The 26,873-nt window shown below is 66.0% G+C and carries 20 protein-coding genes; 10 read left to right on the top strand and 10 right to left on the bottom strand.

The genetic code is table 11. The features are described 5' to 3' along the window. Nucleotides 1-131 precede the first annotated feature (131 nt). The 3 genes from QVN30_RS05800 to QVN30_RS05790 all read right to left on the bottom strand — a co-directional run bounded on the left by QVN30_RS05800 (nt 132) and on the right by QVN30_RS05790 (nt 2,802). Nucleotides 132-662 carry a pyridoxamine 5'-phosphate oxidase family protein gene (locus tag QVN30_RS05800; protein ID WP_289835758.1) on the bottom strand — a complete coding sequence of 177 codons (531 nt, stop codon included), beginning with the start codon at nt 660-662 and terminating at the stop codon, nt 132-134. A 116-nt stretch (nt 663-778) separates the two neighbouring features. Beyond that, nucleotides 779-1,636, bottom strand: a complete 858-nt coding sequence (locus QVN30_RS05795; RefSeq protein ID WP_289827735.1) for an HAD-IIB family hydrolase — start codon at nt 1,634-1,636, stop codon at nt 779-781. A gap of 353 nt (nt 1,637-1,989) precedes the next feature. Then, nucleotides 1,990-2,802 carry a ZIP family metal transporter gene (locus QVN30_RS05790; protein ID WP_087201131.1) on the bottom strand — a complete coding sequence of 271 codons (813 nt, stop codon included), beginning with the start codon at nt 2,800-2,802 and terminating at the stop codon, nt 1,990-1,992. 277 nt (nt 2,803-3,079) lie between these two features. Here QVN30_RS05790 and QVN30_RS05785 point away from each other — a divergent pair, with 277 nt between their 5' ends. Continuing rightward, complete coding sequence (locus QVN30_RS05785; RefSeq protein WP_289835757.1) at nt 3,080-4,000, top strand: LysR family transcriptional regulator; 921 nt, start codon at nt 3,080-3,082, stop codon at nt 3,998-4,000. Nucleotides 4,001-4,064: 64 nt separating this feature from the next. Here the strand turns inward: QVN30_RS05785 and QVN30_RS05780 are convergent, their stop codons facing one another. Next, nucleotides 4,065-4,247 carry a hypothetical protein gene (locus QVN30_RS05780; protein ID WP_204538615.1) on the bottom strand — a complete coding sequence of 61 codons (183 nt, stop codon included), beginning with the start codon at nt 4,245-4,247 and terminating at the stop codon, nt 4,065-4,067. A 508-nt stretch (nt 4,248-4,755) separates the two neighbouring features. Here QVN30_RS05780 and QVN30_RS05775 point away from each other — a divergent pair. From QVN30_RS05775 to QVN30_RS05760, 4 genes are all read left to right on the top strand, one after another. Further along, entirely contained in the window at nt 4,756-6,540 is a 1,785-nt protein-coding gene (locus QVN30_RS05775) for a 1-deoxy-D-xylulose-5-phosphate synthase (protein ID WP_289835756.1), read from the top strand. Between the two features lie 371 nt (nt 6,541-6,911). Further along, nucleotides 6,912-7,523, top strand: coding sequence for a helix-turn-helix domain-containing protein (locus QVN30_RS05770; RefSeq protein WP_289835755.1), 612 nt, complete (start codon nt 6,912-6,914; stop codon nt 7,521-7,523). Nucleotides 7,524-7,679: 156 nt separating this feature from the next. After that, complete coding sequence (locus tag QVN30_RS05765; RefSeq protein ID WP_289835754.1) at nt 7,680-8,618, top strand: D-2-hydroxyacid dehydrogenase; 939 nt, start codon at nt 7,680-7,682, stop codon at nt 8,616-8,618. A gap of 138 nt (nt 8,619-8,756) precedes the next feature. Continuing rightward, on the top strand, nt 8,757-9,392 hold the full coding sequence (locus tag QVN30_RS05760) for a flavodoxin family protein (RefSeq protein ID WP_289820491.1): 636 nt from the start codon (nt 8,757-8,759) through the stop codon (nt 9,390-9,392). Between the two features lie 99 nt (nt 9,393-9,491). Here QVN30_RS05760 and QVN30_RS05755 read toward each other — a convergent pair whose 3' ends face one another. After that, on the bottom strand, nt 9,492-10,832 hold the full coding sequence (locus QVN30_RS05755; protein WP_289835753.1) for a M18 family aminopeptidase: 1,341 nt from the start codon (nt 10,830-10,832) through the stop codon (nt 9,492-9,494). A 186-nt stretch (nt 10,833-11,018) separates the two neighbouring features. Here QVN30_RS05755 and QVN30_RS05750 point away from each other — a divergent pair, with 186 nt between their 5' ends. From QVN30_RS05750 to QVN30_RS05740, 3 genes are read left to right on the top strand one after another with little or no spacing between them, the layout of a single operon-like run. Continuing rightward, nucleotides 11,019-11,396 carry a MerR family transcriptional regulator gene (locus tag QVN30_RS05750; RefSeq protein ID WP_087201119.1) on the top strand — a complete coding sequence of 126 codons (378 nt, stop codon included), beginning with the start codon at nt 11,019-11,021 and terminating at the stop codon, nt 11,394-11,396. Nucleotides 11,397-11,448: 52 nt separating this feature from the next. Beyond that, nucleotides 11,449-12,462: an AAA family ATPase gene (locus QVN30_RS05745; protein WP_289835752.1), complete on the top strand. Its 1,014-nt coding sequence runs from the start codon at nt 11,449-11,451 to the stop codon at nt 12,460-12,462. 23 nt (nt 12,463-12,485) lie between these two features. Further along, a complete protein-coding gene (locus tag QVN30_RS05740) occupies nt 12,486-16,280 on the top strand; it encodes a transglutaminaseTgpA domain-containing protein (RefSeq protein ID WP_289835751.1) in 3,795 nt (1,264 codons plus the stop codon). A 217-nt stretch (nt 16,281-16,497) separates the two neighbouring features. Here the strand turns inward: QVN30_RS05740 and QVN30_RS05735 are convergent, their stop codons facing one another. Beyond that, nucleotides 16,498-17,061, bottom strand: coding sequence for a TetR/AcrR family transcriptional regulator (locus tag QVN30_RS05735; protein WP_087201113.1), 564 nt, complete (start codon nt 17,059-17,061; stop codon nt 16,498-16,500). A 231-nt stretch (nt 17,062-17,292) separates the two neighbouring features. On the opposite strand from QVN30_RS05735, the gene QVN30_RS05730 reads away from it, so the two are divergent. Together QVN30_RS05730 and QVN30_RS05725 are read left to right on the top strand one after the other, a co-directional pair. Then, entirely contained in the window at nt 17,293-17,994 is a 702-nt protein-coding gene (locus QVN30_RS05730) for an ABC transporter ATP-binding protein (protein ID WP_289835750.1), read from the top strand. 9 nt (nt 17,995-18,003) lie between these two features. After that, nucleotides 18,004-22,245 (top strand): FtsX-like permease family protein, encoded by a 4,242-nt coding sequence (locus tag QVN30_RS05725; protein WP_289835749.1) that lies wholly within the window; start codon nt 18,004-18,006, stop codon nt 22,243-22,245. A gap of 430 nt (nt 22,246-22,675) precedes the next feature. On the opposite strand, the gene QVN30_RS05720 is transcribed toward QVN30_RS05725, so the two are convergent. The 4 genes from QVN30_RS05720 to QVN30_RS05705 form a co-directional block, all read right to left on the bottom strand. After that, on the bottom strand, nt 22,676-23,578 hold the full coding sequence (locus QVN30_RS05720) for an AEC family transporter (protein WP_289835748.1): 903 nt from the start codon (nt 23,576-23,578) through the stop codon (nt 22,676-22,678). 345 nt (nt 23,579-23,923) lie between these two features. Then, nucleotides 23,924-24,616, bottom strand: a complete 693-nt coding sequence (locus QVN30_RS05715) for a hypothetical protein (RefSeq protein WP_289835747.1) — start codon at nt 24,614-24,616, stop codon at nt 23,924-23,926. Nucleotides 24,617-24,923: 307 nt separating this feature from the next. Further along, complete coding sequence (locus QVN30_RS05710; RefSeq protein ID WP_289835746.1) at nt 24,924-26,219, bottom strand: sensor histidine kinase; 1,296 nt, start codon at nt 26,217-26,219, stop codon at nt 24,924-24,926. Beyond that, nucleotides 26,210-26,791, bottom strand: a complete 582-nt coding sequence (locus tag QVN30_RS05705; RefSeq protein WP_289835745.1) for a response regulator transcription factor — start codon at nt 26,789-26,791, stop codon at nt 26,210-26,212. The genes QVN30_RS05710 and QVN30_RS05705 overlap by 10 nt, the downstream gene beginning before the upstream one ends. Nucleotides 26,792-26,873 lie beyond the last annotated feature (82 nt).

The raw sequence follows: 26,873 nt of genomic DNA, 5'->3' as shown, positions 1-26,873 counted from the left end.
AGGGGGTCTATAAGAGCATTTAGCGTGCCAAACGGTCCGCTCTGTGTCATCGGCCCCCGTCTATCCCTCACGGGCGGAAATGTGGAGCGGATTGACGGGGACCTCCCCAGCCAGCATCCCCCCGCGACCGGCTACAGTCTGCCGAAACCGTTCCAACCCGCCGGCGGCGTCCAGCGGCTCTCGCCCGGATGCACGTTGTCGCGGAACTTGCCCACCATGGACTCGACCTTGAGGCGCCACACGGTCGTAGCCGGCACGAGCTTCGTGCTCCACGGGAAATCCTCCGCATGGTAATGGCGCATGAGGATCTTGAGGCCGTCGACCTTGCGCTCGTCGGGCAGGATCTCCACGGTGCCCCGTCCAATGACGCTGCGGTACCCCATGGCGCAGCTCATGCGCTCATCGTAGAAGATGAAATTGTGGTCGCAATCCATCTCGAGCGCCGCGCGCGCATCGCGAGCCATAAGGTCGAGCTTATGGCCTCGTTTCGCACTATGGAAATAGAGATATACCTGACCGTCCTCGACATCGACGCCGAAATTGAGCGGAACGATGTACGGATAGCCGTCGTCCCCGTTGAGCGCAACACGACACACGTCGCAGGCGTCGATGATGGCGAGCTGCTCGGCGCGGTCGGTGATCTCGCGGTCTGTGCGGATCATGCTGCCTCCATCTTGTTCGTACAAGTATGTCAACGTCAAGTATAGCAAAATGGAGGCGATGGCCGGCACGCCCCGCCGCATGTACCCGTCCCCCATGGCGGGAGAAGGCACCGGGCCTATTCGATACGCGTGTAGCCGCCGCGGAGCTGTTGCGCCCGCACCGTGTCGACCATGTGGCGCGGCACCGCGTGGAAGGCACAGCGACCGATCACGTTGCCCGCAGCGCGCTTGGCGGCATCGCTGCCGTTGGCGGTCGCGTATGCGTGCTCGAAGCGCGAGAGCATGGCGATGTCGTTGCCGCCGTCGCCGTACACCGCGACCTCGTCCTCCGTGTAGCCGAAGTGGTTCGCGAGCCACGCGACCGCAGCCCCCTTGTTGACCGCGGGGTCGGTCAACTCGAACATCACGGGCGAAAACGGCGCGTTGACCACCAGGTCGGAATGCTCGGCAATGAACGCCTTGAGCTCATCGGAGCGCGCAGGGTCGCCGACGCGGCAGTTGACCTTGCAAATCTCATGCTTGAGGATCTCCGAGAGCGGGGTCATGAAATGGATGCTTCTCTGCATCGCTTGGCGCATGCCGCGCATGGCGATGCGGCGCCACCACGGGTCGGCCGCGAACCCCGCATCGCGCACCTCGGCGGATGCGGTCGCGAACGTGCCGTCAAGCGAGATGCAGTCGAAGCAGATGTCGGGAAACGCGGGGATGAGCAGCTCGAGCAGCTCGGGATTGACCGGGAACGTCTTGAGCACGCCCTCGCGGCCCACGACGATCGAGCCGTTGGCGCCGCACATCTCGACGGGAAGGCCGTCGAAGCCGTGGTCGCGGTTGGACAGCATGGTGCGGCCGGTGGCGATGACGACGTGCGCGCCGGCATCGGTCACCGTGCGGATCGCGTCGGCAATGGTCCGGTCGACGTTATGGAACGCATTCAGCAGCGTCCCGTCCAGGTCAGTCGCAAACAGCTTGATCATACGCTCGTCCTCACATCTCTCGGTGCCCGCACGTAATGGTACCCCACTGTCCGGAAAGCACGGGCAAATTCATGTTGCGCGAGACGCCCGGCGCGGCGTGAATCGATCAGCGCTTCCCCTGAGGAACCGCCGATCACTGGGCTTCGAGCCCCGGCGCAAGCGTTCGAACGTACGCTATAGGCACGCTCTCCCATCGGCAGTACGCTATGGGCACGCTTTCGGGCGAAAAACGTGCTTATAGCGTACTCTCGCCCGGACGACGTGCCTATAGCGTACTCTCGATTCGAACGGCTCCGCAGAGCACGTGAAAAGCGCCCGGGACCGGGCCGGTATCGGCCATCGACCGGCACCCTCTAGCCCAGCGCCACGTCGAGCACCATCATCACCACGAAGCCCGCGATGACGCCGAAGGTTCCCACGTTGGAGTGCTCCCCCAGATGGGCCTCGGGGATGAGCTCCTCGACCACGACGTACACCATCGCGCCCGCGGCAAACGAGAGCAGCCAGGGCATGAACGGCTGGATCCACCCGGACACCAGCACCACGAGGATGCCGAAGATGGGCTCGACGATGCCCGACAGGCTGCCCATGGCAAAGGCGCGCCGCCGCGAGAACCCCTCGCGCACCAGGGGCAGCGAGATCGCCGCGCCCTCGGGGAAGTTCTGCAGGCCGATACCCGCGGCCAGCGCAAGCGCCATGCCCAGATACGCCTCGCCGGCGGCACCCGCCTGCTGGGCCGCCATGGCGAACAGCAGGCCGACGCTCATGCCCTCGGGAATGTTGTGCAAGGTCACCGCCGACACGAGCAGGGTCGTGCGCTTCCAGCTGCTCTTAATGCCCTCGGGCTCGTCTGCATCCATGTGCAGGTGGGGCAGCAGGGAGTCCAGCGCGACCAGAAACGCCACGCCGAGCAAGAAGCCGCCCGCCGCGGGAATCCAGCCGATCTGCCCGAGCTCCTCCGCCTGCTCGATGGCGGGGTTGAGCAGCGACCAGACGCTCGCCGCGATCATCACCCCCGCCGCGAAACCCAGGAAGATGTGGTGCATGAGCTTGCGCTCGCCGCGAAAGAAGAAGACGACCGCCGAGCCCGCCGTCGTCATCAACCAGGTGAATCCGCATCCCAAAGCCGCCCACGTGAGCGCCTGCACCAAATTCGCCGGAATCATGAGGCCACCTTTCCGCATTCCGTCTCGCCCGTTACGTGCCCGCAACCTGTTCGGAACAGGGGCGGGGACACGGTGGTTAACCGTGGCTAACCAACGTGTCCCCGCATCATACCCGCTTTTTGCCGGCAGCGCACGTGCGAAAACACCCTCAACGTCCCTCTACAATTAGTTTAGGGAGGCCTGAATGGCTAGCCGTCCACCCACATTTCAGCATATTGTTAGCCCGTACGAGAGCATTGTCAAAGGCGACTTTGACCCGTTACATGAAACAAGGGCTATGGACATCAGGCAAATCAGGTATTTCGTTCACGCCGTGGAAGGCAAGTCTCTTTCCGCTGCAGCGAAGCGCCAGTTTGTCACCGTTCAGGCTGTATCCAAAGCCATCTCGGAGCTGGAGCATGAGCTCGGCATCCAGCTGCTCACCCGTGGCAACCACGGCGTCAAGCCCACCGCCGTGGGCGTCGCGTTCTACGAACGCGCGCGCAAGACGCTGGCGAACTTCGACGAGCTCGACGACTTCACCAAGCACTTCCCCACCTCGCGGGACAACGAGCACATGTCGATCGCGCTGTGCTCGCCCTCGTTCGCCAACGCGGAAGGGGTCATGGCGAGCCTCTCGAAATTCATCGGCAAGCGCCTCGGGCTCGACCTCGAGATCTTCATCGCCCCCGGCAGGGAATCCATCGAGGCGCTGCACGCCGGCATCATCGACGCGGCCTGCACGCTCGGCGAGTACGCGAGCCCCGGTACCGACTGCGTCTCGGTCGGCAGCCTCCCGACCGGCGTGGCGCTCGCGCGCACCCATCCGCTCGCGCACAACCGAACCATCACGCTGAGCGAGATGGCGCCCTACCCTGTCGTCTGGTCCGAAACGTTCGACGACTTCAACCACTCGATCCACGCCATGTATCGCGAGCGCGGGCTCGCCTCGGAAGCGGTCCGTTTCCCCTCCAACGCGACCGATGAGCAGGTCAGCGCGTTTTTCAGCGAGCAGAACGGCATGGCGTTCGGCGCCGTGCTGCCGTTCAACCAGACGAGTGGGAACCTGCTGACGTTCCTTCCCGTCGACCAGTGCGATCAGGTGCGCGTGCCGCTCTGCCTCATCTCGCTCAAGTCGCAAAAGACCGACGCCTACCGCGCCTTCGAGCGCTCGGCTGTGGCCATCTTCCGCGGCGGCCAGATTCTGGGGAGCTCGTGATTGGGCGCTTTCGCGGCACCCGCCACAGAGGCGCCGGGCGCGGAATGAATTGATCGGCGTTTCCTTAAGCGTTCTCCATCTGCTCAAGGCTTCCCGGGGCGCGGAGCAACATGGACCAAAGATAGGCCGTCATGGCCTCCGGTTCCCTTGAGTCCTTCTGGGCGCGACGCGTGTTGGCGGTCGTCGATGTGCCCGTCGACGTTGCGGGACGCTGGACGTAGGGCGCGTGTGGTGCTGCAGACTTCATCGTTCACTCGATTCTTCCGACGGGACATCTTGGGGAGCGTCGACCGATTGCTTTCGTGGGGCCAGGCATGGGGCCGACCGGCGCGGAGTGGATTGGTCGGCGTTTTCCTCACAATCGTCTGCGAACTGTTCGCACGTTCAGGATAAAACGTTACATCACGGGAAACACCTGAGGAACACCGTTCGTTTCGAAATCGAGACACGCCTGAAACCGTTCCGAAACGTACGGACAGGAGGACGCCCGCGACTCCAGCGCCCCTCGCGACGCCCCCCCCCGCCGCCCAGGCCGCGATTCGCGCCGCTCATGCATTTCCACTTCGGCGCACCATGTCTTTTCAAGACAGAGATTGCACCGTTCACCTGCTGTTTTGTTGCTATTCAACCCCGCGCTCGAACAACGCTCGCACTCCCGCCACACATTGCGCGGGGATTTGTGAGATAGTGGATAAGTTACTGCGGTGCCTGAGGGGGCGCGCCGCTCGATGCATGCGGAGGGAGGGTCGCGCGGCATGATCATTTCGCATATCGCGTCGCCTGCTGACGTGAAGGCACTCGATCGCAGCGAGCTTCCGACCCTTTGCCAGGAGATTCGCCAGGCGATACTCGCAAGCTCTGCGGCGGTGGGCGGCCATGTGGCCCCCAACCTCGGCGCCATCGAGCTCGAATGCGCACTGCACCGCGTGTTCTCATCCCCGCACGACAAGATCATCTTCGACGTCTCGCATCAGACCTATGCGCACAAGATGCTCACGGGGCGCGCCGATGCATTTTGCGACCCCGCGCACTACCTCGAGGTGTCCGGGTTCTCGAACCCGCTCGAGTCGGAGCACGACCTGTTCGCCATGGGTCACACCTCGACCTCTGTCGGGCTGGCGCTCGGCATGGCCTATGCGCGCGATTTGGCGCACGAGACCCACGACGTCATCGCGGTCATCGGGGACGGCTCGCTTTCTGGCGGCCTTGCGTTCGAGGGCCTCGACAACGCGGCCGACCTCGCGAGCGGCCTGATCATCATCGTGAACGACAACGATCATTCCATCGCGGAGAACCACGGCGGACTCTACCGCAACCTGGCGCTGCTTCGCGAGAGCAAGGGGCGGGCGCAGGACAACTATTTCCGCACGCTCGGCCTGGACTACCGCTACCTCGACGACGGAAACGACGTGCTGGCGCTCGTCGACGCGCTGGAGGAGCTTCACGGCATCGACCACCCCGTCGTGCTGCACGTCCGCACGGTCAAGGGCATGGGCTATGCCCCCGCCGAGGCCGATCCAGAAGGCTGGCACCATGTCGGCCCGTTCGACCTTGCGACCGGCGCGCGCGAGCCGCGCAAACCGGTGGCTCCCCATGCGAATTACGCCGAGCTCACGGCATCATGCCTCGTCTCCGCCATGGAGCGCGATCCGCGCGTGGTCGCCGTCTCCGCCGCGACCCCCTACATCATGGGCTTCACGCCCGAGCGCCGCGCGCAGGCGGGACGGCAGTTCCTCGACGTCGGCATCGCCGAAGAGCATGCCGTGACGCTCGTCACCGCGCTCGCCGCAGGCGGGGCGAAGCCGGTGCTCGGCATCTACGGCACCTTCCTGCAACGCGCCTACGACGAGCTGTGGCACGACCTGTGCCTGAACGCCGCCCCTGCGACCATCTTGGTCTACGGCTCGTCGGTGTTCGGAACGACCGACCAGACCCATCTCGGCTACTTCGATATCGCCATGCTGGGCGATATGCCCGGCCTGCGCTACCTCGCCCCGACCAATCCCGAGGAATACACCGCCATGCTGTCCTGGTCGCTCGAGCAGCGCGAGATGCCCGTAGCCATCCGGGTACCCGTCGTCAGCGCGCCGGCGCCGGCAGACGGCCCGGCGTGCGATGATGCAGCCTTCGACACCCCTGCCTACCAGGTCGTGCGCTCGGGCTCGAAGATCGCCGTGCTTGCGCTGGGCGATTTCTTCGACCTCGGCGCGCAGGTCGCCGACGAGATCGAGCGCCGCAGCGGCAAGCGCGCGACGCTCGTGAACCCGCGCTTCATCACCGGGCTCGACCATGCCTGCCTGCAGCGCCTGTCGCGCACGCACGACCTGATCGTGACCATCGAGGACGGCGTGCTCGAGGGCGGCTGGGGCGAGAAGGTCGCGCGCTATCTGGGTCCGCTCGGCACCCGCGTGCGCTGCTTCGGCGTGCACGCCGGCTTCCCCGACCGCTATGACCCTCAAGAGCTGCTGGCGCACGACGGTATGACCGTCGACGCCATGGCGACCGAAGCGCTCCGCCTGTGCGAGGGCAGCGCTTCGTAGCAGGGGTTGTTTGGGGACAGGTTCGTTCCAACCCATGCTTGGCGAAGTGACGGTTTCTGCGGGAAGTTCGAACGAAATATGCATATCGATTCGAGCTTGATATAGGACCACAAGGTAAACAGGCATATCGTTTTGGCCGTTATGCAAAACATCCCTGCTGTTCCCGCAGAAACCGTCACTTCGTTTTCTGCGGGAAGGCGCCACGGCGGCCCGTGCCGGCGGGATGGGTTGAACCGAACCCGTCCCCAACCAACCCACTGCAGTCCCGCTTCCGCGCGCACTCTACGGTGCGTAGGTGGTCTGTGCGCGCCCGCTTTTCCATAATGGGTGGGCGCGCAGAAGAATCCACCGAACGAGAAGGAGTTTTCTCCATGGGAAGATATGTGACCGCAGAAATCATCAAGAGCCTGCGTGAGGGCAAGCGCCTCACGCAGCGCGAGCTCGCCTCGGCCGTCGGCGTGACGGACAAGGCCGTATCCAAATGGGAGTCCGGACGCGGCCTGCCCGACATCTCGCTCATCGATGCGTTGGCCCAGGCGCTGGGCGTGTCGGTGGCGGAGCTCTTGACCGGCGATGTGCGCGAGAACGCCAACCGCGCCGGCAACATGATGCGCTCGAAGTTCTACGTCTGCCCCATCTGCGGCAACGTGGTGCACGCCATGGGCGAGGGGTCGTTCTCGTGCTGCGGCGTGCAGCTGATGTCGCAGGAGGCCGAGGACGCCGACGAGGACGACGCCCACCGCGTGCACGTCGAGCGCATCGAGAACGACTGGTACCTCACGCTCGACCACCCCATGACCAAGCAGCACTACCTGAGCTTTGCCACCTATGTGACCAGCGATACGGTCAGCCTGAAAAAGCTCTATCCCGAACAGAGCCCCGAGGTGCGCTTCCCCATGCGCGGCAGCGGCCTGCTGTACGTGTTCTGCAACCAGCACGGCCTGTTCCGGCTGAAGACGCCGCGCATCCAGCGCACGCGATAGCGCGGGAACGGAGCGAGGCGAGGGCGGGCACGCGGACACGCGGACGCACGGGCGCGACGGGCGCTTTGGTACGCAGCCCATGCGCCGGGACAACCCATGGCGATATACTGGGGGCACGTGAATCGACACCACCTCCCCGAACCAAAAGGAGTGCCCATGAACGTCCTCGTCCTGCTCCCCTTCAACGATGTGCAGCGCGCCGTCCTCGAGGCGGGCGCCCCCGACGCCGACTTCCGATACACCACCAAGGCCGCGGTCACCGATGAGGAGATCGCGGCTGCCGACGCCATCATCGGCAGCCTCGCCGTCGACCGCCTGCAGGCCGCGCGCAACCTGCGGATGCTGCAGCTCAACTCGGCGGGCTACGACAACTACGTAAACCCCGCGGGCACCGTGCCCGCATCGGTCAAGCTCGCCTGCGCGGTCGGCGCCTACGGGCAGGCGGTGTCCGAGCACATGTTCGCCATGGTGCTCGCCCTCATGAAGCACCTCGACACCTACCGCGACGACCAACGCTCCCATGCGTGGACCGACCGGGGCGCGGTCACCACGCTCGCCGGGGCGCAGGTGCTCGTGCTGGGCGCCGGCGACATCGGCACGCATTTCGCCCAGCTCTGCCGTGCCATGGGCGCGCGCGTGACCGGCGTGCGCCGGCGCGTGGGCGTGGTGCCGGAGGGCTTCGACGCCGTGTGCGCTATGGACGATATCGAGACCGTCCTGCCCGACGCCGACGTCATCGTCTCGTTCTTGCCGAGCTCCGACAAGACGCGCGGGCTGGTGGACGCGCGGTTCCTGTCGCAGTGCAAGCGCGGCGCCTACTTTGCCAACGGAGGCCGCGGCGACCTCGTGGTGCAGCCCGACCTGATCGCGGCGCTCGAATCGGGGCAGCTTGCCGGCGCGGCACTCGACGTGACCACGCCTGAGCCCCTGCCTGCCGACGATCCGCTCTGGGATGCGCCCAACCTGTTCATCACCCCGCACGTCGCGGGGCAGTTCCACCTGTACACCGTGCTTGACAACATCGCGCACATCGCCGCGGAGAACCTGCAGCATCTCGCGGCGGGCGAGCCGCTGCGCAACGAAGTCGAGCACTAAAGACCGCCGGTCATTCCATACCGTGCAAAATCGGGGACGTACCTGTTGCGTGCATGCATGCACGCAACAGGTACGTCCCCGATATGCAAAAATGCATGAGAAAGGTACGTCCCCCAATTTGCATCAGGAGGAGTTGGCATGAAGGTCATGTTGGTCAACGGCAGTCCGCACAAGACGGGCTGCACCAATCGCGCCCTCGAGGAGATCGCGCGCACGCTCGAAGACGCCGGCGTCGAGGCCGAGATCTTCTGGATCGGGGCGAAGCCCGTGGGCGGGTGCGTCTCCTGCGGCGGCTGCAACACGCGCGGCGCCTGCGTTTTCAACGACACGGTGAACGAGTTCCGCGCCAAGGCCGCCGAGGCAGACGGCTTCGTGTTCGGCGCGCCCGTGCACTACGCGCATGCGGCGGGCTCTCTGCTCGGATTCATGGACAGGCTCTTCTACGCCAACGGGCGCGCCGGGCAGCCGAACGTCTTCGCCCACAAGCCGGCGGCAGCCGTGGCGAGCGCGCGCCGCGCGGGCACCACGGCGGCGCTCGACGACATCCAGAAGTTCTTCACCATCTCACAGATGCCCATCGTGAGCTCGCGGTACTGGAACAACGTGCACGGCAACTCCGTCGAGGAGGTCGAGCAGGACAAAGAGGGCCTGTGGACCATGCGCCAGCTCGGCCGCAACATGGCCTGGATGCTCAAATGCATCGAGGCGGGCCGCGCTGTGGGCATCGAGCCGCCCGCCCAAGAAGCCGGCACCTGGACCAACTTCATCCACTAGCACGGCAGCACCATTGAATGCAAATAGGGGGACGTACCTGTTCCGTGCAAAAATGCACGAACAAGGTACGTCCCCCTATTTGCACAGGGATGGGGTCGCTCAGGCGATGGTTGCCGCGTCCGCTCCCTCGATGCGGATGTCGGCATCATAGAACGCCGTCAGCGCGTCGATGACATGCGCCACGTCGCGCGCACCCGCCGTCTCGTAGCTCGAGTGCATGGCGAGCTGCGGACATCCCACATCGATGGCGTGCATGCTCACGTGCGCGTTCGAGATGTTACCGAGCGTGGAACCGCCGGCCATGTCGCTGCGGTTCGCGAACGTCTGGTACGGAATTCCCGCATCGTCCATGATCGCGGAGAACACGGCGCGCGAGAAGGCATCGGTGCAGTAGTGCTGGTTCGCCGCCTCCTTGATCACGATGCCGCGGTTCAGGCGCGGATCGTTCGCCTCGTCGGCCTTCTCGGGATGATTGGGGTGGACGGCATGCGCGTTGTCGCAGCTCACCAGCATGGAGCCGGCCAGCGCGCGCACGAGGCTCTCCGGCGTGCGGCCGATACGGGCGTTCACGCGCTCGAGCGTGTCGCGCAGAAGCGTCGACGCCGCGCCCTGCTTGGTGTGCGAGCCGACCTCCTCGTTATCGAAGCACACGTACACCGACACGTCGCGCTCGTTCTTGGAGGCCAAAAACGCCTCGAGCGCGGTATAGGCGCACATGAGGTCGTCGAGCTTGGGCGCCGAGACGAACTCGTCGACAGCTCCCCATACGCGCGGCGCCTGACGGTTCACCAGGAACAAATCGCGCGCCAAGATCCGATCGGGCGTGATGCCGAGCTCCTCGGCCACCAGCGCATCGACCGCCCCGCTCGTCAGCTCGCCGGCGGAGAACAGCGGATACAGGTCGACGGCCCGGTTGGGCGAGAAGCTGCTGTTGACGCTGCGGTCCAGGTGGATGGCGAGGCTCGGGATGAGCGCCACGTCGCGATCGAGCGAAAACAGGCGGCTCACCACGCGCGCCCCGTCGCGCACGAGCACGCGACCGGCGAGCGACAGCGGCCGATCGAACCAGGTGTAGTCGATCGTGCCTCCGTACGGCTCGATATCGAGACGCAGGTAGTTCGCCGGGCCTTCGAGCTCGGACACCGCCTTGAGCTTGAAGGTGGGCGAGTCCGCGTGCGATGCGGCGATCTGGAAGTGGAACCCGTCCTGCGGCAGGTCGCGACCGACATGCCAGGCGATGATGCTCGAGCCGTTGCGTATCGTGTAGTAGCTTCCGCCCGGTTCCATGAACCACGGCGCCCCCTCGGGCAGATAGGTGAAGCCCGCGGCGTCCAGGCGCGCCCGGATGGTCGCCGCCGTGTGGAACATGCTGGGACAAGATTCGATGAATCGAACGAGTCCCTCTGCCGCATCCCGGTATGCAGCCGTATCGTTTGTCATGCCATATATCCTTTCGCTTGGCATCGTTTTGGCACTCAGTCTAAAGCATTTCTTGCGCATCTACGGAACAAGCGCAGATGCGCGCTTGACTTGAACCTCACTCAAGATGGGAGAATGAAAGCTGCGCTTTTCGCGTCCTGCCGGCACGCAGGAACGAGCGTCCAGAGACGTGAAAGAAGGAAGACCATGAGGATCGCCGAGGTTTCCCAGAAATACGATATCTCCGCCGATACGCTGAGGTACTACGAACGCATCGGGCTGCTGCCGCACATCCGCCGCACCTCGAGCGGCGTGCGCGACTACGGGCAGGCCGACCTCGCGCGCGTGGAGTTCATCAAATGCATGCGCTCGGCAAACGTCTCCATCGAAGCGCTCACCGAATACATGCAGCTCTTCGAGCGGGGCGACGAGACGTTGACGCTTCGCAAGCAGCTGCTCGAGAACCAGCGCGACGTCCTGCGCGACCGCATCGCCGAAATGGAGGAGGGGCTCAAGCTCCTCGATTACAAAATCGCCCATTACGACGATCTGATCGTCGCGGCCGAGCGAAACATGCAACAATAAGACGAGCGTTCCAACCTCATCAACGCCATCTCACCCATGATCGGAGGCGGCCATGAGCGAATCGACGCATAGGCGCACCGGGTCACCCGCAACGCCGAAACCAGACGACGCTGAGCGGCGCGCCACCGCGGCGCGCATCGTCGGCGCGCTGATCGACGCCCTCGACGCGACGCTTTCCTGCAGGAGATCGGCGCTCGAGCTGTCCGTCCTGACGCTCGCCTCCGGCGGGCACCTGCTTCTCGAAGACGTTCCGGGCATCGGCAAGACCACGCTTGCCCGCGCGCTCGCCCGCGCCATCCGCGGCAGCGTGGCGCGCATCCAGTTCACGCCCGACATGCTTCCCTCCGATGTCACGGGCGTCTCCATCTTCAACCAGCAGCTGCAGGAATTCACGTTCCACCGAGGACCGCTGTTCGCCCAGATCGTGCTCGCCGACGAGATCAACCGCGCGAACCCCAAGACGCAGGCAGCCATGCTCGAGGCCATGGAGGAGCGCCGGGTCACCGTCGACGGCACGACCTACGAGCTGCCGCGGCCCTTCATCGTCATCGCCACGCAGAACCCCGTCGAGATGGAGGGCACCTATCCGCTGCCCGAGGCCCAGCTCGACCGCTTCATGTGCCGGCTCTCCCTCGGCTATCCGGATCAGCAGACGGAGACGCGCATGCTCATGGCGCCGAGCGGACGCGATCCCCTCGCCTCCCTCAAGCCCGTCTGCAGCGCGCGCGACCTCGCCGCCATCACCGCCACCGCGGCCCGCATCCATGTGGCGCCGGCCGTCGCGTCGTACGCGGTCGCGCTGCTCAACGCGACGAGGACGAGCACCCGCACCAGGCTCGGCGCCTCTCCGCGCGCCGGCCTCGCCCTGCTGGCCATGAGCCGCATGCGCGCGCTCGTCAACGGGCAGGCCGCCGTCTACGCGGGCGACGTGCGCGCGATGGCGCCGCATGTGCTGACGCACCGCGTCGTGTTCAGCGACCCCTCGGTGGCGTCCGGCCCGCTCGAGCGGCAGCAGGAGACCCTCGAGCTCATCCTGTCCGACGTGCCCGCGCCGCACCGCGCATAGGCCCCGAGCGACCGGAGGGCCCCATGTCGCGCCGCGCCACGAAACCCGATGCACCGGCTCGCGGGACCGTTGCGGGCAACGTGCGGCGCGCGCGACGCAGGCTCGCAGCGCGCCCCCTCCCCCTGCGGCCCACCGTCGCCGCCGTCATCGCGTTCGAGATCGCCGCGGTCCTGCTCGTCCTGAGCGCGGGGACGGCGTCGATCGCCCTGATGGCGGGATGCGTCGCGCTGGCCTGCGCGCTCGCGTGGGGACTGGCCAGCGCGATCCTCGGCTGGGTGCTCAGCCCCACGTGGCGCGAGGGGGACCAGGACGGCGCCCGTGGATCCGCGGGCGCGCGCGTCCTTCGCGCGATCGCGGCGCGACCGGTCAGCATCCAGACGACGTGGCTCAGGCTCGACCAGCGCGGACGCGTCATCGATCAGGTCGCAGGCGACGCGGAGCCCGAGAATCGCGGCCTGTACTGCACCGGCGGAAGCGTGGTGCGCACGCGCGACCTGTTCGGATTCTGGATCACGCGGAGGGCCGTCGCGTCCACCCGCGAGATGTGGATTCCCCCGCGCGCCCACGACCTGCCCGTACCCGAGATCGACCGGCTCGCCGGCCGTGCGCCCGCGCTTGCGCCCGCAGATGTCCGCGAGCGCTCATCCGCCCTGGTCCGGCCCTACGAGAAGGGCGACCCGCTGCGCGCGATCTCATGGCGCCAGAGCGCGCACCACGGCCAGCTGATGTCCTTCGAGCTCGAGCGGGAGCACAACGTCTATCCCGTCGTTGTCGTCGATACGCTCGAGGTCGACGATATCGAATCGCTCGCCGCGGAGGCGTACACCGCCTCTGTCCGCCTCGCCGCGCAGCGAGGGGCGCGCGACGAGGTGCTCGTGACCGACGGGCGCGCACGCGCGGTCGGCATGCACCGGGTCGGCAGGCTCCTCGCCGCCCTGCAGCCCGATGCGCCGCAGGGCGGGGAGGCCCGTCGCCGCGAGGCCGCCCGTCGCAACGCCCAGATCGCACGCGACGCGCGCCACGGCGCCGGGGCAGCTGGCGCCGCGCGCCCCGTCGTCCTGATCACCGATCGCGTGGTCGGCGCGCTCGAGGACGCCTTGCGATCGGAGATCGCGTCGAGCCAGCTCGCCGTGGTCCACCCGCGCGCGACGGGAGGCACGGGGGCACCGGATACGGCGAGCAGGCACCGCGAGGACGCCTTGCGTCCGCACCGCGCCCGCAGGCGCCGCCCGGGCGCAGTGAGCACCCCGGCGCCGACCGCAGGCTCCGCGCTGGCATCCGCGCTTTGCTGCGTCGTCGTGCTCCTGGAGACCTTCTCCCTTGCCGCGACGCTCATCGAGCCCGGGGCCTGGTGGCTATTCGGCCAGGTCGTGAGCATCATCGTGGCGCTGGAGGCGACCTGCGTCCGCTGGCTGCCGCGCATGCGGACGCGCCCTGCCGTCCGCATGGGGATATACGCCTCGGTCCTGCTGCTGATATGCGGCAGCGCCGTATTCGGCGCGGCATCCCTCATCGGCATGAACGCCTCGCTCGACGTCTTCTCGCCCGAAACGTCCCTCGAGCAGCTCGGCATCGACGGGAACGGCGGCGGCCTCGGCTGGATCGCGCCGGTCTGCGCGCGGGGCATATACGACCTGTACTTCGGACAGTGGGTCCCGGTCAGCTGCGGCCCTGTCTCCGATGCCGCGCTCGTGCTCCTCATGGCACCTGTCGCTGCGGTCCTCCACGTGCTGCTCGTCTCGCACAGGCCGCGACCGGCCGTCGCCTGCCTGCCCCTAGCGCTACTCGCCGTGCGCTTCGTCTTCATGGGCGTGGCAAGCGAGTTCTCCCACATCGCCATCTCCGTGTTCTGCGGGCTCGCCCTGCGCGCCTTCGCGTGCGCGGGAAGCGCCGACAACCGGCCCGTCAGCGCGCAGCCGGGCGCGCAGCGGCGCGGCCCCCTCGGCGCGCTGGCGTCCCTGCGGCCGACCGCGCTCGCCTCCTGCGCGGCGGCGACCATCGTCGCATGCCTGCTCGCGCCGCAAGCCGCAGCCGACGCGCAGCGGCTTCCCCTCGACACGGGCCTTCAATCGAACGTGCTCGCCTCGAACACGGTGAGTCCCATCATGGATCTCAAGCGCGACCTTACGCGACCGCAGGAGACCATCGCCCTCACCTACACCACCACCTCGCGCCAGGCGCTCTACCTGCGCCTGACCACGCTCGGAGACTTCTCGGGCGACGTCTGGCGCATCGACGCGGCCCCCTCCGCGGGCTCCGGCGGCCTGCTCGAGCAGCTCTTCTCCCCTGCGGACCCCACCGAGGACATGCCCCAGGCGCTGCCCGGCTCGTGGACGAGCCCCGATGCCGCCATCGAGACGGTGCGCAACACGAACGCGACCTCGGTCGGCAGCATCCGCAGCATCAGCGCGCACATCAGCATCGATGCGCTCTCCTCGCGGTTCGCGCCCCTTCCCATCGGCGCGTACGACACGCAGACGGCAGATGACCAGTCGCAGGGCGACTGGCGCTGGAGCCCCGACGGGTCGGTATTCGGCACGCAGGCCATCACGAACCGCAGCCAGGTCTATGCCGTCGACGCGGCCTACATCTCCCCGATCACCGACAGCAGCTCGCTGAGCGGCATCGGCGGGATGCTGATCGGCTCGCTCCAGTCGAGAATCTGGTCCGCGAGCCCCGGCGACACCACAAGCGATTGGCAGGCTCGGCGCGACTCCTGGCAGGAGCTTTTGGACCAGGATCACGCAGAAGTCGATGGAGCCTACCTCGCGCTTCCCGACGAGCTGCCGGACCAGATCGCACGCGTCGTCGACCTGGCGTCCCAAATCGCTCCGCGCGATGAATACGACGAGCTCACGGGTGAGCTCACGTCGCTGGAGTTTCTGCTCGAATACTTCAACGACCCGCGCTTCACGTACTCCCTCGATGCCCCGGACGGAGACGGTCAAAACAACCTGCAGGTTATCGCGTCGTTTTTGGATTCCGGAGAGGGGTACTGCCTGCACTACGCCTCGGCGTTCGCGGTGCTGGGCCGCGCCCTCGGCGTGCCCACGCGTATCGCGCTCGGATACCGCACGTCCGATGGGCAGGCGGGAGATACCTATGTGGTCACCAACCGCGACCTGCACGCATGGACCGAAGCCTATCTGTACGGGGTCGGCTGGGTCCCCTTCGACGTGACGCCCGGGCAAGGGGAGCTTCCCGAGGCGTCGATCGGGCGAACGCTCATCGAACAGGACGAGCCCGACTCCACGCAGCAAGATGCGACCACGCCTGCATCCCCCCTCACGCCGGACGCGCCCGTCCAGCCCGACACCCCGGCGCAGCAGGCCGACAGCGGCGGCGACGGCGGGCGCAGCGATGCGGCCGACCCCGTTCAGCACGCGCTCAGCCAGGTTGCCGCGGTCGCACGGCAGGCGGCGCCGTTTGCAGGCGCGGGCGCGATCATCGCGGCGATCCTTCTCGGCCCCCGTGCGATACGGCGCGCTCGCCACGCGTGGCGCATGCGCGCCGTGGCCGGTGCCACCTCGCAGCCGGCGCGCGCCGCCGAGGCCGCTTGGTCCGAGATGCTCCATATGGCGCGAACGTATGATGTCGCCTGGCCTGCACACGCCACCGAAGAGGACATCGCGGGCGCCGTGGCGAAGAGGGCCCCGCGCGCGTCCGACGCGGCACGCTCGCTCGCAGACGCCGTCTGCCGCGCCCGCTACGACCAGCCGGATAACTTCATCAAGGACGCGGAGGCGCTCCAGCGCGCCCTGAGCGACCTGCGCGCGGCACTCGAGGAGCAGCCGGATGCCCAAGATGGCGCAGATTGATCCATTCGGCACCCCCGAAATGTCGCCGTTGCGCGAAAATGTCACGCTCGGAGGCACAAGAGGGAGGGGGGTCAATGACACAGAATGGGCAAAATGTCACGCTAAGAGCGTTTATTAACCCCTTTTAGCGTGCCAAATCGCCCATTCTGTGTCATTGACCCCCTCCCTCTGATTGCGCACCCCACACCGGCGCCGCTCGGGCGCAGCAGCCGCGCGCCTACGCCCGAGCGACGCTCTCGCACGGAATCGCGGCCGCGACCAGCAGCTCGATCAGGCGATTGATGGGCATGCGGCGCTCAGACGACATCCACTGCGTGATGGCCCCCAGCAGCCCGGACAGATAGAACTCGCGCAGCACGCCCTGCTCCGCCTCGCTCAGGCCGCATTCCGGCAGGATGAAGCGGTCGAGCAGCGGCGCGATGATCTCCTTGAGGCGGTCGCCGAAGCTCGGGTCGCCGTTCATGAGCCGCGGCAGGTATCCGTCAAAACGCTGGGCGAGCTCCAGAATCATGCCCATATGATGGCTGAAGTCGAGCGTATCCCCTGCGAGCAGGCGGTCCTGAACCAACGTACGGACCTGATCGAGAATGTCGTCCTCGATCTGCTCGAACAGGTCGTAGACGTCGCGATAGTACAGGTAGAACGTCGCGCGGTTATAGCCCGCATGGTCGGTTATCTCTCGAATGGTGATCTTCTCGATGGGCTTCACCATGTACAGATCCCAAAACGCCTTGGTCATGTTGGCACGCGTGAGCTCCGCTGCCTGCGACGGTTTTCTCATCGATCTTCCTTAATGCCGCTTATTTCCATGCATTCCTTATTACCACCACCCTACCGTATCACTGTAAACGGAGTGTTTCGCCACGTTGACTATCGGGCAACGGTTCGGCGACTCGACAATCCCTGCCGGAATGTCGAGCAGCTCTCCCCTCCGCCTTTCTCCTCTTCTATACTAGATGCAAGTGATGTTTAGACAACACGCTGTCGAGTAATCTGAGGAGCTGAAACGCTCATGGCATACATCGAGTTCACCGACGTGCACAAGGTTTACGGGCAGGGCGAGGCGGAGATCCACGCGCTCGACGGCGCCACGTTCATTGTCGAGAAGGGTGAGCTCGCGGTCATCCTGGGCGCCTCCGGCGCCGGCAAGACCACCGCGCTGAACATCCTGGGCGGCATGGACACGGCCACGTCGGGCACCGTGCGCGTGGACGGCCGCGACATCTCCGGCGCGAGCAACGCCGAGCTGGTCGAGTACCGGCGCGCGGACGTGGGCTTCGTGTTCCAGTTCTACAATCTGGTGCCCAACCTCACGGCCCTGGAGAACGTCGAGCTCGCGGCGCAGATCTGCCCCGATTCGCTCGATGCGGCCGACACCCTCGCCAACGTCGGGCTCGCCGAGCGCATGAACAACTTCCCCGCCCAGCTCTCCGGCGGCGAGCAGCAGCGCGTGGCCATCGCGCGCGCACTCGCCAAGAACCCCAAGCTGCTGCTGTGCGACGAGCCCACCGGCGCGCTCGACTACCAGACCGGCAAGCAGATCCTCCAGCTTCTGCAGGACACCTGTCGCCACGACGGCATCACTGTCGTCATCATCACGCACAACTCGGCGCTCGCCCCCATGGCCGACCGCCTCATCCGGTTCAAGAGCGGCCAGGTGACGGAGATGACCACCAATCCCGCACCCACCCCCATCGCCGATATCGAGTGGTAGGCAGGTGACATGATGGCCACAGCCGCCCGCAAGGATACTGCCCGAACGATACGCAACAACCTCAAGCGCTTCGTCTCCATCGCGGTGATCTGCGCCCTCGGTGTGGCCATGTTCTGCGGCCTGCGCGCATCGTGCTCCGATCTGCGCGAAGCGGCCGACCGCTTCTTCGATGAGCAGAACCTCTTCGACGTGCAGGTGCTCTCGACCCTCGGCCTCGATGATGACGATCTCGCGGCGCTCGAGGACGTCGAGGGCGTCGCCGGCGTCGAGGGCGGCTGGAGCGAGACCGCCTACACGACCGTGGACGGCTCCCATGCGTCGGTCGAGGTCAAGACGCTGTCGGAATCGGGCCTGAACGTCCCCCATGTGGTCGAGGGCGCGCTGCCCCAGCGTGCCGACGAGGTCGCCGTCACGCAGAAGTTCATCGACGCGAGCGGGCTGGACATCGGGGACGCCGTCGAGATCGACGAGGCGGAGAACGCGGACGAGGCGATCTTCGCGCGCCACCCCTACACCATCTGCGGCATCGTGATCGACGCGTCCGACGTCAACAACCCCGAGCTGTCGTTCCGCTCGAGCTCCACGTCCGACTACACGTTCATCGTGGCCCCGGGCGCCGTCGAGAACACCGACTCCTACACGGTCGCCTACCTCACGCTCGAGGGCACCGAGGGCATGGCGTGCTTCTCGGACGAGTACACATCAGCGGTCCGCGCCGTCACCGACCGCATCGAGGACACCATCCGCGACGACCGCGAGGCCGCGCGCACGGCGCGCGTCAAGGGCGATGCCCAGGCAGAGCTCGACGACGCGCGCGCCGAGTACGAGCAGGAGCGCGCCGATGCCGAGGCGGAGCTGGCCGACGGCAAGGCGGAGCTGGACGACGCGGCGGCGCAACTCGCAGATGCCGCGGACGAGCTGGCCGACGGGCAGGCGCAGCTCGATGACGGCTGGGCGCAGATCGCCTCGAGCGAGCAGGAACTTGCAGACGGCCGCGCCCAGCTCGCCGACGGCGAGGCCACGGGCCGCGCCCAGGTGGAAGCAGAGCTCGCCCAGGCCCGCGAAGATGCCCAGAAGACGCTCAACGAGCAGATCGAGGCAGGCCGCGAGAGCGGGCTCATCGAGCTGAACCGCCAGTTCGATGAGGCGCGCCAGGAGGCCCAAGATCAGCTCGATGCAGGCATCGAGGAGGGTTATCAGACCGGGCTTGCGCAGCTCGACGAGCAGTTCGGCGCGGCGCGGCAGGAAGCCCAAGACCAGCTCGACGCCCAGATCGAGGCGGGGTACCAGCAGGGCCTCGAAGAACTCGACAGCCAATTCGACACAGCGCGCCAGGAGGCTCAGGCCGAGCTCGACGCCCAGATCGAGGCGGGATACGAGCAGGGCAAGGCCACCATCGACGAGAAGTTCGACGCCGCGCGCGCCGACGCCATCACCCAGCTCGATGAGAAGCTCCAGCCCGCCCGCGACCAAGCCGAAGCGGAGCTGGAAGAGAAGCTCGCTCCCGCCTACAACATCCTGCAGTCCTTTACCACGCAGCTCGAGCAAATCCAGGCGGCCATCGAGCAGACCAGCGGGAACATCGCCTCCTACCAGGAGGCGCTCGCCGGCATCGAGAGCATCGACGCCCAGCTTGCGGCCCTCGACCCCAACGATGAGGGCTACGAGGCGACGAAGGCGGAACTCGAAGAGCAGCGCGCCGCGCACCAGCTTACGCTCAACATCCTCGATTCGCAGGTCGGAGGGCTCGACGCCCTCAACAGCATGCTGGCGAGCGAGCAGAAGCAGGCCGCCACGATCCAGGCGAGCATCGATGGCGTCAACGCCGAAATCGAATCCGCCAAGCAGAAGGCATACGCCCCCATCGAGGCCGCCCGCGAACAGGGCATCAAGGAGATCGAAGAGCGCATCGCTCCAGAATACCAAGCGGCCTTGGACCAGCTGAACCAGACGATCGAAGCGCAGCGCGAGGCCGCGCAGGCCGAACTCGACGCACGCATGGAGGAAGAGTACGGAAGCGCGCTCGACACGCTCAAGCAGACGATCGAGGAGCAGCGCGAAGCCGCGCAGGCCGAGCTGGATTCCAAGCTCGATGCAGAGTACGCCTCCGCCCTCGAGACCTTGAAGCAGCAGATCGAGGAGCAGCGCGCGGCCGCGCAGGCGGAGCTCGATGCCCGCATGGAGGCCGAGTACGCCTCCGCTCTCGCCACGCTCGACCAGACCATCGCCGACCAGCGGGCAGCTGCGCAACAGACCTTGGAGCAGCAGCTCGCGGAAGGGCGCGCCACAGCATATGCGCAGCTCGAGGCGAGGCTCGCGTCGGCGCGTGCCGAGCTCGAGGAGGGTGCCGCGCAGCTCGCTGACGCCCGCGCCGAGCTCGTCGACGCCCAGGCCGAGCTCGATCAGGGCCGGGCGGACTACGAGGACGGCCTCGCCGAGTATCAAGACGGCCTCGCCGAATGGCAGGACGGCCGCGCCGAGGCGGACGAGCAGTTTGCCGACGCCGAAGCCGAGCTTGCCGACGCGCAGGCGGATATCGACGCCATCGACGCGGCGACCTGGTACGTCCAGCCGCGCTCATCGCTGTCGAGCTATTCCTCCATCTCGAGCGACGCCGATTCCATCGAGGCCATCGGCACCCTGTTCCCCATCGTGTTCCTGATCGTCGCGGTGCTCGTGTCGCTGACCACCATCACGCGCCTCGTCGAGGAGGAGCGCGGTCTTATCGGCACCTACAAGGCGCTGGGCTACCGCAACGGCGAGATCTTCGCCAAGTACCTGACCTACGCGCTCGCCGCGTGCGCCGCCGGCTGCATCGTCGGCCTGTTCTTGGGCTTCATCGCGCTGCCCGCCTTCATCTTCTGGGTATTCGACATCATGTACCTGCTGCCGAGCTACCCGTTCCTGTTCGATCCGCTCTACGGGTTCGGCGGCTCGCTCATCTTCATCGTCGCCATCGCCGGCACCGCTTACCTCGCCTGCCGCTCCGAGGTGCGCCGCACCCCCGCCGCGCTCATGCGCCCCAAGGCGCCGCGCTCCGGCTCGCGCATCCTTCTCGAGCGCATCCCCTTCATCTGGAGCCGCCTGTCGTTTTTGAACAAGGTCACGGCGCGCAACCTCTTCCGCTATAAGCGCCGCTTCCTCATGACCGTTGCCGGCATCATGGGCTGCACGGCGCTGATCGTCTGCGGCTTCGCCATCAAGGATTCGGTCGCCGAGCTCGTTCCCGAGCAGTACGAGCGCATCGCGCACTACGACCTCATGGCGGTCACCGAATCCGGCAATCACGACGCCGTCGCCGCCGAGGTGGCCGACGACTCCCGCGTGGACAGCATGGTCCGCATCTATCTCGACTCGACGACGCTCAAATACGGCGAGGACGAGGAGACCGTGCAACTCATCGTCGTGCCCGACGACTACGCCACCTCCGACAAGCTCTCCGAATTCATGGGCGTGACCTCGCGCGACACCTCGGCGAGCATCGACCTTCCCGACGAGGGCGCCGTCATCACGCAAAACGCCTCCGAGGTGCTCGGGTTCGCCGTCGGCGACACGCTGTTGCTGCAGGATTCCCAGCTCAACCAAGCCGACATCGAGACCGCGGCCATCGCCCGCAACTACCTGGGCAACTACGTCTACATGAGCGCGACCGCCTATCGCGCGGCGTTCGGCGACGACGCCCCCGCCCTTGCCTCGGACGGGAGCTTCGCCCCCAACGGCATGCTCGTGATCTGCAGCAGCGCCAATGACGCGGCAAGCCTCTATGACGAAATGAGCGACGATTCCTGCTACCTCTCGGTCACGAGCACCGACGAGCTCGCCGACGACTTCAGCCAGTCGTTCATGCTCATCAACGCCGTGGTCGCCATCGTCCTCGGCATGGCCGCAGCCCTCGCCTTCGCCGTGCTGTTCACGCTGTCCACCACGAACATCTCCGAGCGCGAGCGCGAGCTGGCGACCATCAAGGTCCTCGGGTTCCGTCCGCGCGAGGTGCACCACTACGTGAACAAGGAGACCATCATCCTCACGTGCATCGGCATCGTATGCGGCCTGCCGCTCGGCTATGTCCTGGGCGATGCGCTGCTCCACGTGCTGCGCATGCCCTCGATCAGCTTCCTGACCGTCGTGACGCCCGTGAGCTACGTGATAGCCGCCGTGCTGCCGCTCGTGTTCGCGCTCGTGGTGAACCTCATCACCAACCGCACCCTCAACCGCATCGACATGATCGAGGCGCTGAAGAGCGTCGAGTAGCGCGACGAGGGCGTTCGGGTGACAGCCCCGCGGCACCCCTTGATGTCGCGGGGCTGTTTGCGGGATGAGGATTCGGGGCGCCCCCGAAAAACGTGTATATCGAGTTTGGTGCGATTTTTCGGTGCCTTCTGCCCACATGCGCCGCACCCCTCGACATTTGCCCAGTTGTTTCCTGCGGAAATGCTGAGGGGTGTGGCGCATGTGGGGAAAGCTGCCTCAAAAATCGCACCAAACTCAACCTACTTCCTCTATGGGTTTTGCCCAAAACGGATTTTTATGCAGTTTCTTGATGGGAATATACAATTTGAGGCCGCCTGAGCAGTCGACCCACTGAAAGCAAAGGGCCCTCGATCAAGGCTGTGCGTATGCAAGACCAACGAAGCATCGCCTTTACGGTACGCCTCGCTGCCCGCAGCCATCGTGCGGGCACCTACAGCACGACAAGGCTCACGGCGAGCAGTGCGGGCATGACGACGAGCGACATGAGCGTGGACACCGAGACCAAGCCGGCGCCGAAGCGGTAGTCGCCGCCGAACATCTGCGGGAACATCGCCGACACCGTGCCGCACGGCGCAGACAGCGCGATGACCACCACGAGCTTCACCGTGATATCCAGCGGCACGAACAGCAGAAGCGCGATGACGAGGGCCGGCACCACCAGCAGGCGCAGGATGCACGCGGCATAGAGGTTTCGGTTCCTCGCCAGGCTGCGCAGGTCGGTCTGCGCGAGGTAGGTGCCCATCACGAGCATCGCGAGGCCCGTGTTGAGGTTGCCCATGTCGGCCACGGCGACCTTGATGACGCCCCCGAGGTCGACCGAGCTCAAAAACAGGACGACGCCGATCGCCACCGCGATCACCGAGGGGTTCGTGATGATCTTTTTGGGCGAGATGGTCGCCCTATCCTGCGAGGCGAGCCAGACGCCATAGGTCCACATGAGCGGCACCTGAGCGGCGATGCACGCGGAGATGTAGAACACGTACTGCTCGCCCAGGACGTTCTGCACGAGCGGGATGCCCATGAAGCCCATGTTGGAAATCATGATGCCGATCTGCGCGGCGCGCATGCGATCGCGGAAGAACAGCCACGCCACGAAAGCGGAGAGCGCCGTGAACAGGAACGACAGTACGAAGCAGGCGGCGCCCGCCGCAAGCTTGTCGGGGTCGAAGCTCGTGGCGAGCGACTGCAGGATCACGGCGGGCGTGGCGACGTAAAGGGCGATGCTCGCCAGCTGCGCCGAGCCCGTGTTGTCGACAAGCTTGGCGCGATACAGAATCGCCCCGATCAGCATCATGATGAACATGGCGACCACCTGCGTGATCATGATAGGCATCGTCGCTGCAACCGACATCGTCTTCGCTCCCCCGCGCATCTACACAAACGCGATTATTGTGGCACAGTGCCCCGAGAAGGGCGGCGGACAATTTGCAGGCCTTCCGCCGCAGGGAGCACGGTCATCACCGAGGCGCGTTCGACCCGCGATTCGATTCCCTCGCCATGTGCGGGCTCTTGATGCAACCATCAACGTATCACCCGGCCGGAATGCACGGAATTGCCTGCGATTCCGTGCATTCCGGCCGGGTGATACCAGCGATGTGACATCACGGCGGCCCGCTTCCCGACGCACGCGCGCACCCCAGATGGCGCACGGGACGGAACGGGCCGGAGCGGCTGGCGATCAGCGTTCGGGCAGCGGGCGGATCAAGATGAACGGCGTGAGCTCGCGCGACTGGCCTGCGGGGTTGTCGGCAATGAGGGCCTTGAGCATATCCTCGTCGAGGTCGACGGACGATGCGTGCCCCAAGATCTCGACGTTGAGGTCGTTGGCGTCGACGATCATCATCTGCACGCCGGTTTCGGCCTCGACCTCGTCGCACACGCAGTCGGGCTCCGCGGGGATGCGGATGCCGTATTCGCCGCACTCCTCGAACTCATGGTCGTAGAACCCGTCGAGACCGGACACCTCCTGGCCGACCATCTCGTAGAACACGCCCCGGTGCCCGAGCAGCTTGCCCACGCCCGCGCAGACCGCCGCCCAGATCACGCGCGCCGCGCCGACCTCGTTGATGGCGAACTGCATCTTGTAGGGGCTGTTCACACCGATACCGGCCGTCGAGGACGAGGCGAAGCGGGAGAGGAAGCGCGCCAGGCTCCCGACCGGCATGTCCTTTTTGTACACGACGCGCTTCTGGCACAACGCGATGATCTTCTCGCTTGAGCTCAGCAGGTCGCCCGGCTGCCACAGGGGCAGCACGTAGCGCTTGACCAAGTCGATATAGCTCTCACCGATCTGCACGAAATGCGTCTTGATGGCGCGGCGCGCGTATCGCCTGCCCGCGACCTCGATCTCCACGGGCTTATTCTCATTCATCCAGAAATCCATAGAGCTTCTTTCTGTATCAGGGGGAAGAGGGCTCGCGGTCGATGCGGCGTTGAGTGTTGGGATGACATCGACACGGCGGGTCGTGGACCGTCACGCGTGAGCCTGCAATGCAGCGTGCGCGAGCCTCTGGTCCTATTGTTTCTGAATGTCCGGTACTACATGCACGCGAACGCGCAACTTTAAGTTGAGAAAAGGTAGCGCAGGGGTTGATTGGGGACGGGTTCGTTCCAACCCATGGGCGGCCTGCGCGGCCGCCCATGGGTTGGAACGAACCCGTCCCCAATCAACCCCTGCGCTACAGACGCATACTGAACGTCAAGACGCCCTTGCTGTATGACACGCTCGCCCTGCCGCCGTGCGCCTCGGCGATAGCCCGCACGGTGGACAGGCCGATGCCCGAACCGCCCGTCGACGAGCTGCGCGACGAATCGGGGCGGTAGAAGCGCTCGAGCAGGCGGTTGAGGTCGCCCTCGGGCGCCTCGTCGACCGGATTGGAGACGCTCAGCACGATGCCGCGCACGCCGCCCTCCGCAACGGGCTCGATGGTCGACCCCTCGCTCGCGTAACGGGTCGCGTTGTCGAGCAGAAGGCCCAACGCGCGCGCGACGGCCTCAGGATCCGCGCGATAGTCGAGATGCCCCGGCGCGCGCACCTCCAGACGCTTGCCGCGCGCGCCCGCCAGCGTCTCGAACGGCACTGCCGCCTCGCGCACGACCTTTGCGATATCGACCTGGCGCACGTTCAGACGACTTCCTCCCTCGTCCATACGGCTCAGCATCACGAGCTGCTCGCACAGACCGGAGAGGCGCTCGACCTGCTCGTGGATGCTTTCCGTCCATTCGTCCTCGCCATGCTCGATCTTGAGAACCTCATTCGCCGCATCGACCACCGCAAGCGGTGTCTTGATCTCGTGGCTCGCATCGATCACGAACCGCCGCTGCTTCTCATAGCTTTCCACCACCGGCTTGAGCACAATATGGGAGAACATGATGACCAGCAGCAAGACCAGCAGCAGGCCCGCCGCGCCGACCACCAGGCTCATCGCGAAGGTTCCCCAGAACTTCGACAGGTCGCGCCCGCAATCCAGCAGGATGTACATGCGTCCGCCGCCGTCGCCGGATGTCGACGGCGCATCGACCACACGGAACCGGTACGCATCGGAAAAGCCGCTGGTGCGCCCCTGCTGCGAGAGCGCCTGCACCAGCTGACGGGCCTCGTCATCGTCCACCGTGGCGATGCGGTCGGTATAGGTCTCGCTCATCGAGCCGTCCGCGTTGACGACGACCGTGAAATAGCGGAGCTCGAACATCATCTCGACGCTCAGCCCGTACTTAGCGAGATCGCTTTTCAGCTCGCGCTCCCGGTCCTTGCCGGGCTTTTCTCCCGACGCATAGGGCACGAGCCCCTCGCAGCTGGCGATGTAGGCGAGGCGCCCGTCAGCCTGCTGGCACACCGACAGGTAACTCGCGACGTTGATGGCGGCGATGATGGCGGCAAGCACCAGCGTGACGGCCGCCATCGCGCCCATGATGAATCGGCGCCTCAGGCGCTGGGTGAATCCGCTGCGCTTCCCCCGGCCGATCACGAGCACGTGCCGTCTTCCGGCTCTAGCGAATAGCCCTGGTTGCGCGCGGCGCGTATGCACTGGTCGGCGCCGACGGCAGCCAAGCGCTTCCGCAGGTGGGAGATGTGCACCCACACCACGCTCAGCTCCTGGGGCGCATCGTCGCCCCACACGTCCGCCCACAGGCGCTCGGTGGGAAACCTGCGGGAGGGGTGCGCCATGAGCACGCGCATGAGCTGGAACCCCCGGTTGGGAAGATGCTCTTGGCCGGCAGGACCCGCGAGCATGCAGGAGGCGAGGTCGAGCCTGATGTTGCCCACCGCGAGCATCTGCGCGTCGAGCGCCGTCGACGTGCGCGTGAGCACGCGGATGCGGGCGAGCAGCTCCTTTGCGGCAAACGGCTTGGTGAGGTAGTCGTTAGCACCGGAGTCCAGCCCGAGCACCTTGTCGGAGATCTCGCTTTTCGCCGTCAGCATGATGATGGGCGTTCGAACGCCTTGCGCACGGACGCGACTCAGCACGTCGATGCCGTCCATCTGGGGCATCATGATGTCGAGAATCGCCGCATCGAACGATTCTTGGACCAGCGCCTGCAGCACCTCCTAGCCGTCGAATACCGGCTGCACCTCATAGCCATCGTGCTCGAGAATCGCTGTAAGGGCGCGGGACAGACCGCGTTCA

The organism is Collinsella ihumii (assembly GCF_030385545.1).
GTDB classification, from domain to species: Bacteria; Actinomycetota; Coriobacteriia; order Coriobacteriales; family Coriobacteriaceae; genus Collinsella; species Collinsella ihumii.
This window is presented reverse-complemented; position numbering and strand designations above follow the sequence as displayed.

Coding starts and splice junctions, on each gene's coding strand:
- QVN30_RS05800 (WP_289835758.1), bottom strand. CDS start 662: ATGATCCGCACAGACCGCGAGATCACCGACCGCGCCGAGCAGCTCGCC.
- QVN30_RS05795 (WP_289827735.1), bottom strand. CDS start 1,636: ATGATCAAGCTGTTTGCGACTGACCTGGACGGGACGCTGCTGAATGCG.
- QVN30_RS05790 (WP_087201131.1), bottom strand. CDS start 2,802: ATGATTCCGGCGAATTTGGTGCAGGCGCTCACGTGGGCGGCTTTGGGA.
- QVN30_RS05785 (WP_289835757.1), top strand. CDS start 3,080: ATGGACATCAGGCAAATCAGGTATTTCGTTCACGCCGTGGAAGGCAAG.
- QVN30_RS05780 (WP_204538615.1), bottom strand. CDS start 4,247: ATGAAGTCTGCAGCACCACACGCGCCCTACGTCCAGCGTCCCGCAACG.
- QVN30_RS05775 (WP_289835756.1), top strand. CDS start 4,756: ATGATCATTTCGCATATCGCGTCGCCTGCTGACGTGAAGGCACTCGAT.
- QVN30_RS05770 (WP_289835755.1), top strand. CDS start 6,912: ATGGGAAGATATGTGACCGCAGAAATCATCAAGAGCCTGCGTGAGGGC.
- QVN30_RS05765 (WP_289835754.1), top strand. CDS start 7,680: ATGAACGTCCTCGTCCTGCTCCCCTTCAACGATGTGCAGCGCGCCGTC.
- QVN30_RS05760 (WP_289820491.1), top strand. CDS start 8,757: ATGAAGGTCATGTTGGTCAACGGCAGTCCGCACAAGACGGGCTGCACC.
- QVN30_RS05755 (WP_289835753.1), bottom strand. CDS start 10,832: ATGACAAACGATACGGCTGCATACCGGGATGCGGCAGAGGGACTCGTT.
- QVN30_RS05750 (WP_087201119.1), top strand. CDS start 11,019: ATGAGGATCGCCGAGGTTTCCCAGAAATACGATATCTCCGCCGATACG.
- QVN30_RS05745 (WP_289835752.1), top strand. CDS start 11,449: ATGAGCGAATCGACGCATAGGCGCACCGGGTCACCCGCAACGCCGAAA.
- QVN30_RS05740 (WP_289835751.1), top strand. CDS start 12,486: ATGTCGCGCCGCGCCACGAAACCCGATGCACCGGCTCGCGGGACCGTT.
- QVN30_RS05735 (WP_087201113.1), bottom strand. CDS start 17,061: ATGAGAAAACCGTCGCAGGCAGCGGAGCTCACGCGTGCCAACATGACC.
- QVN30_RS05730 (WP_289835750.1), top strand. CDS start 17,293: ATGGCATACATCGAGTTCACCGACGTGCACAAGGTTTACGGGCAGGGC.
- QVN30_RS05725 (WP_289835749.1), top strand. CDS start 18,004: ATGATGGCCACAGCCGCCCGCAAGGATACTGCCCGAACGATACGCAAC.
- QVN30_RS05720 (WP_289835748.1), bottom strand. CDS start 23,578: ATGCCTATCATGATCACGCAGGTGGTCGCCATGTTCATCATGATGCTG.
- QVN30_RS05715 (WP_289835747.1), bottom strand. CDS start 24,616: ATGAATGAGAATAAGCCCGTGGAGATCGAGGTCGCGGGCAGGCGATAC.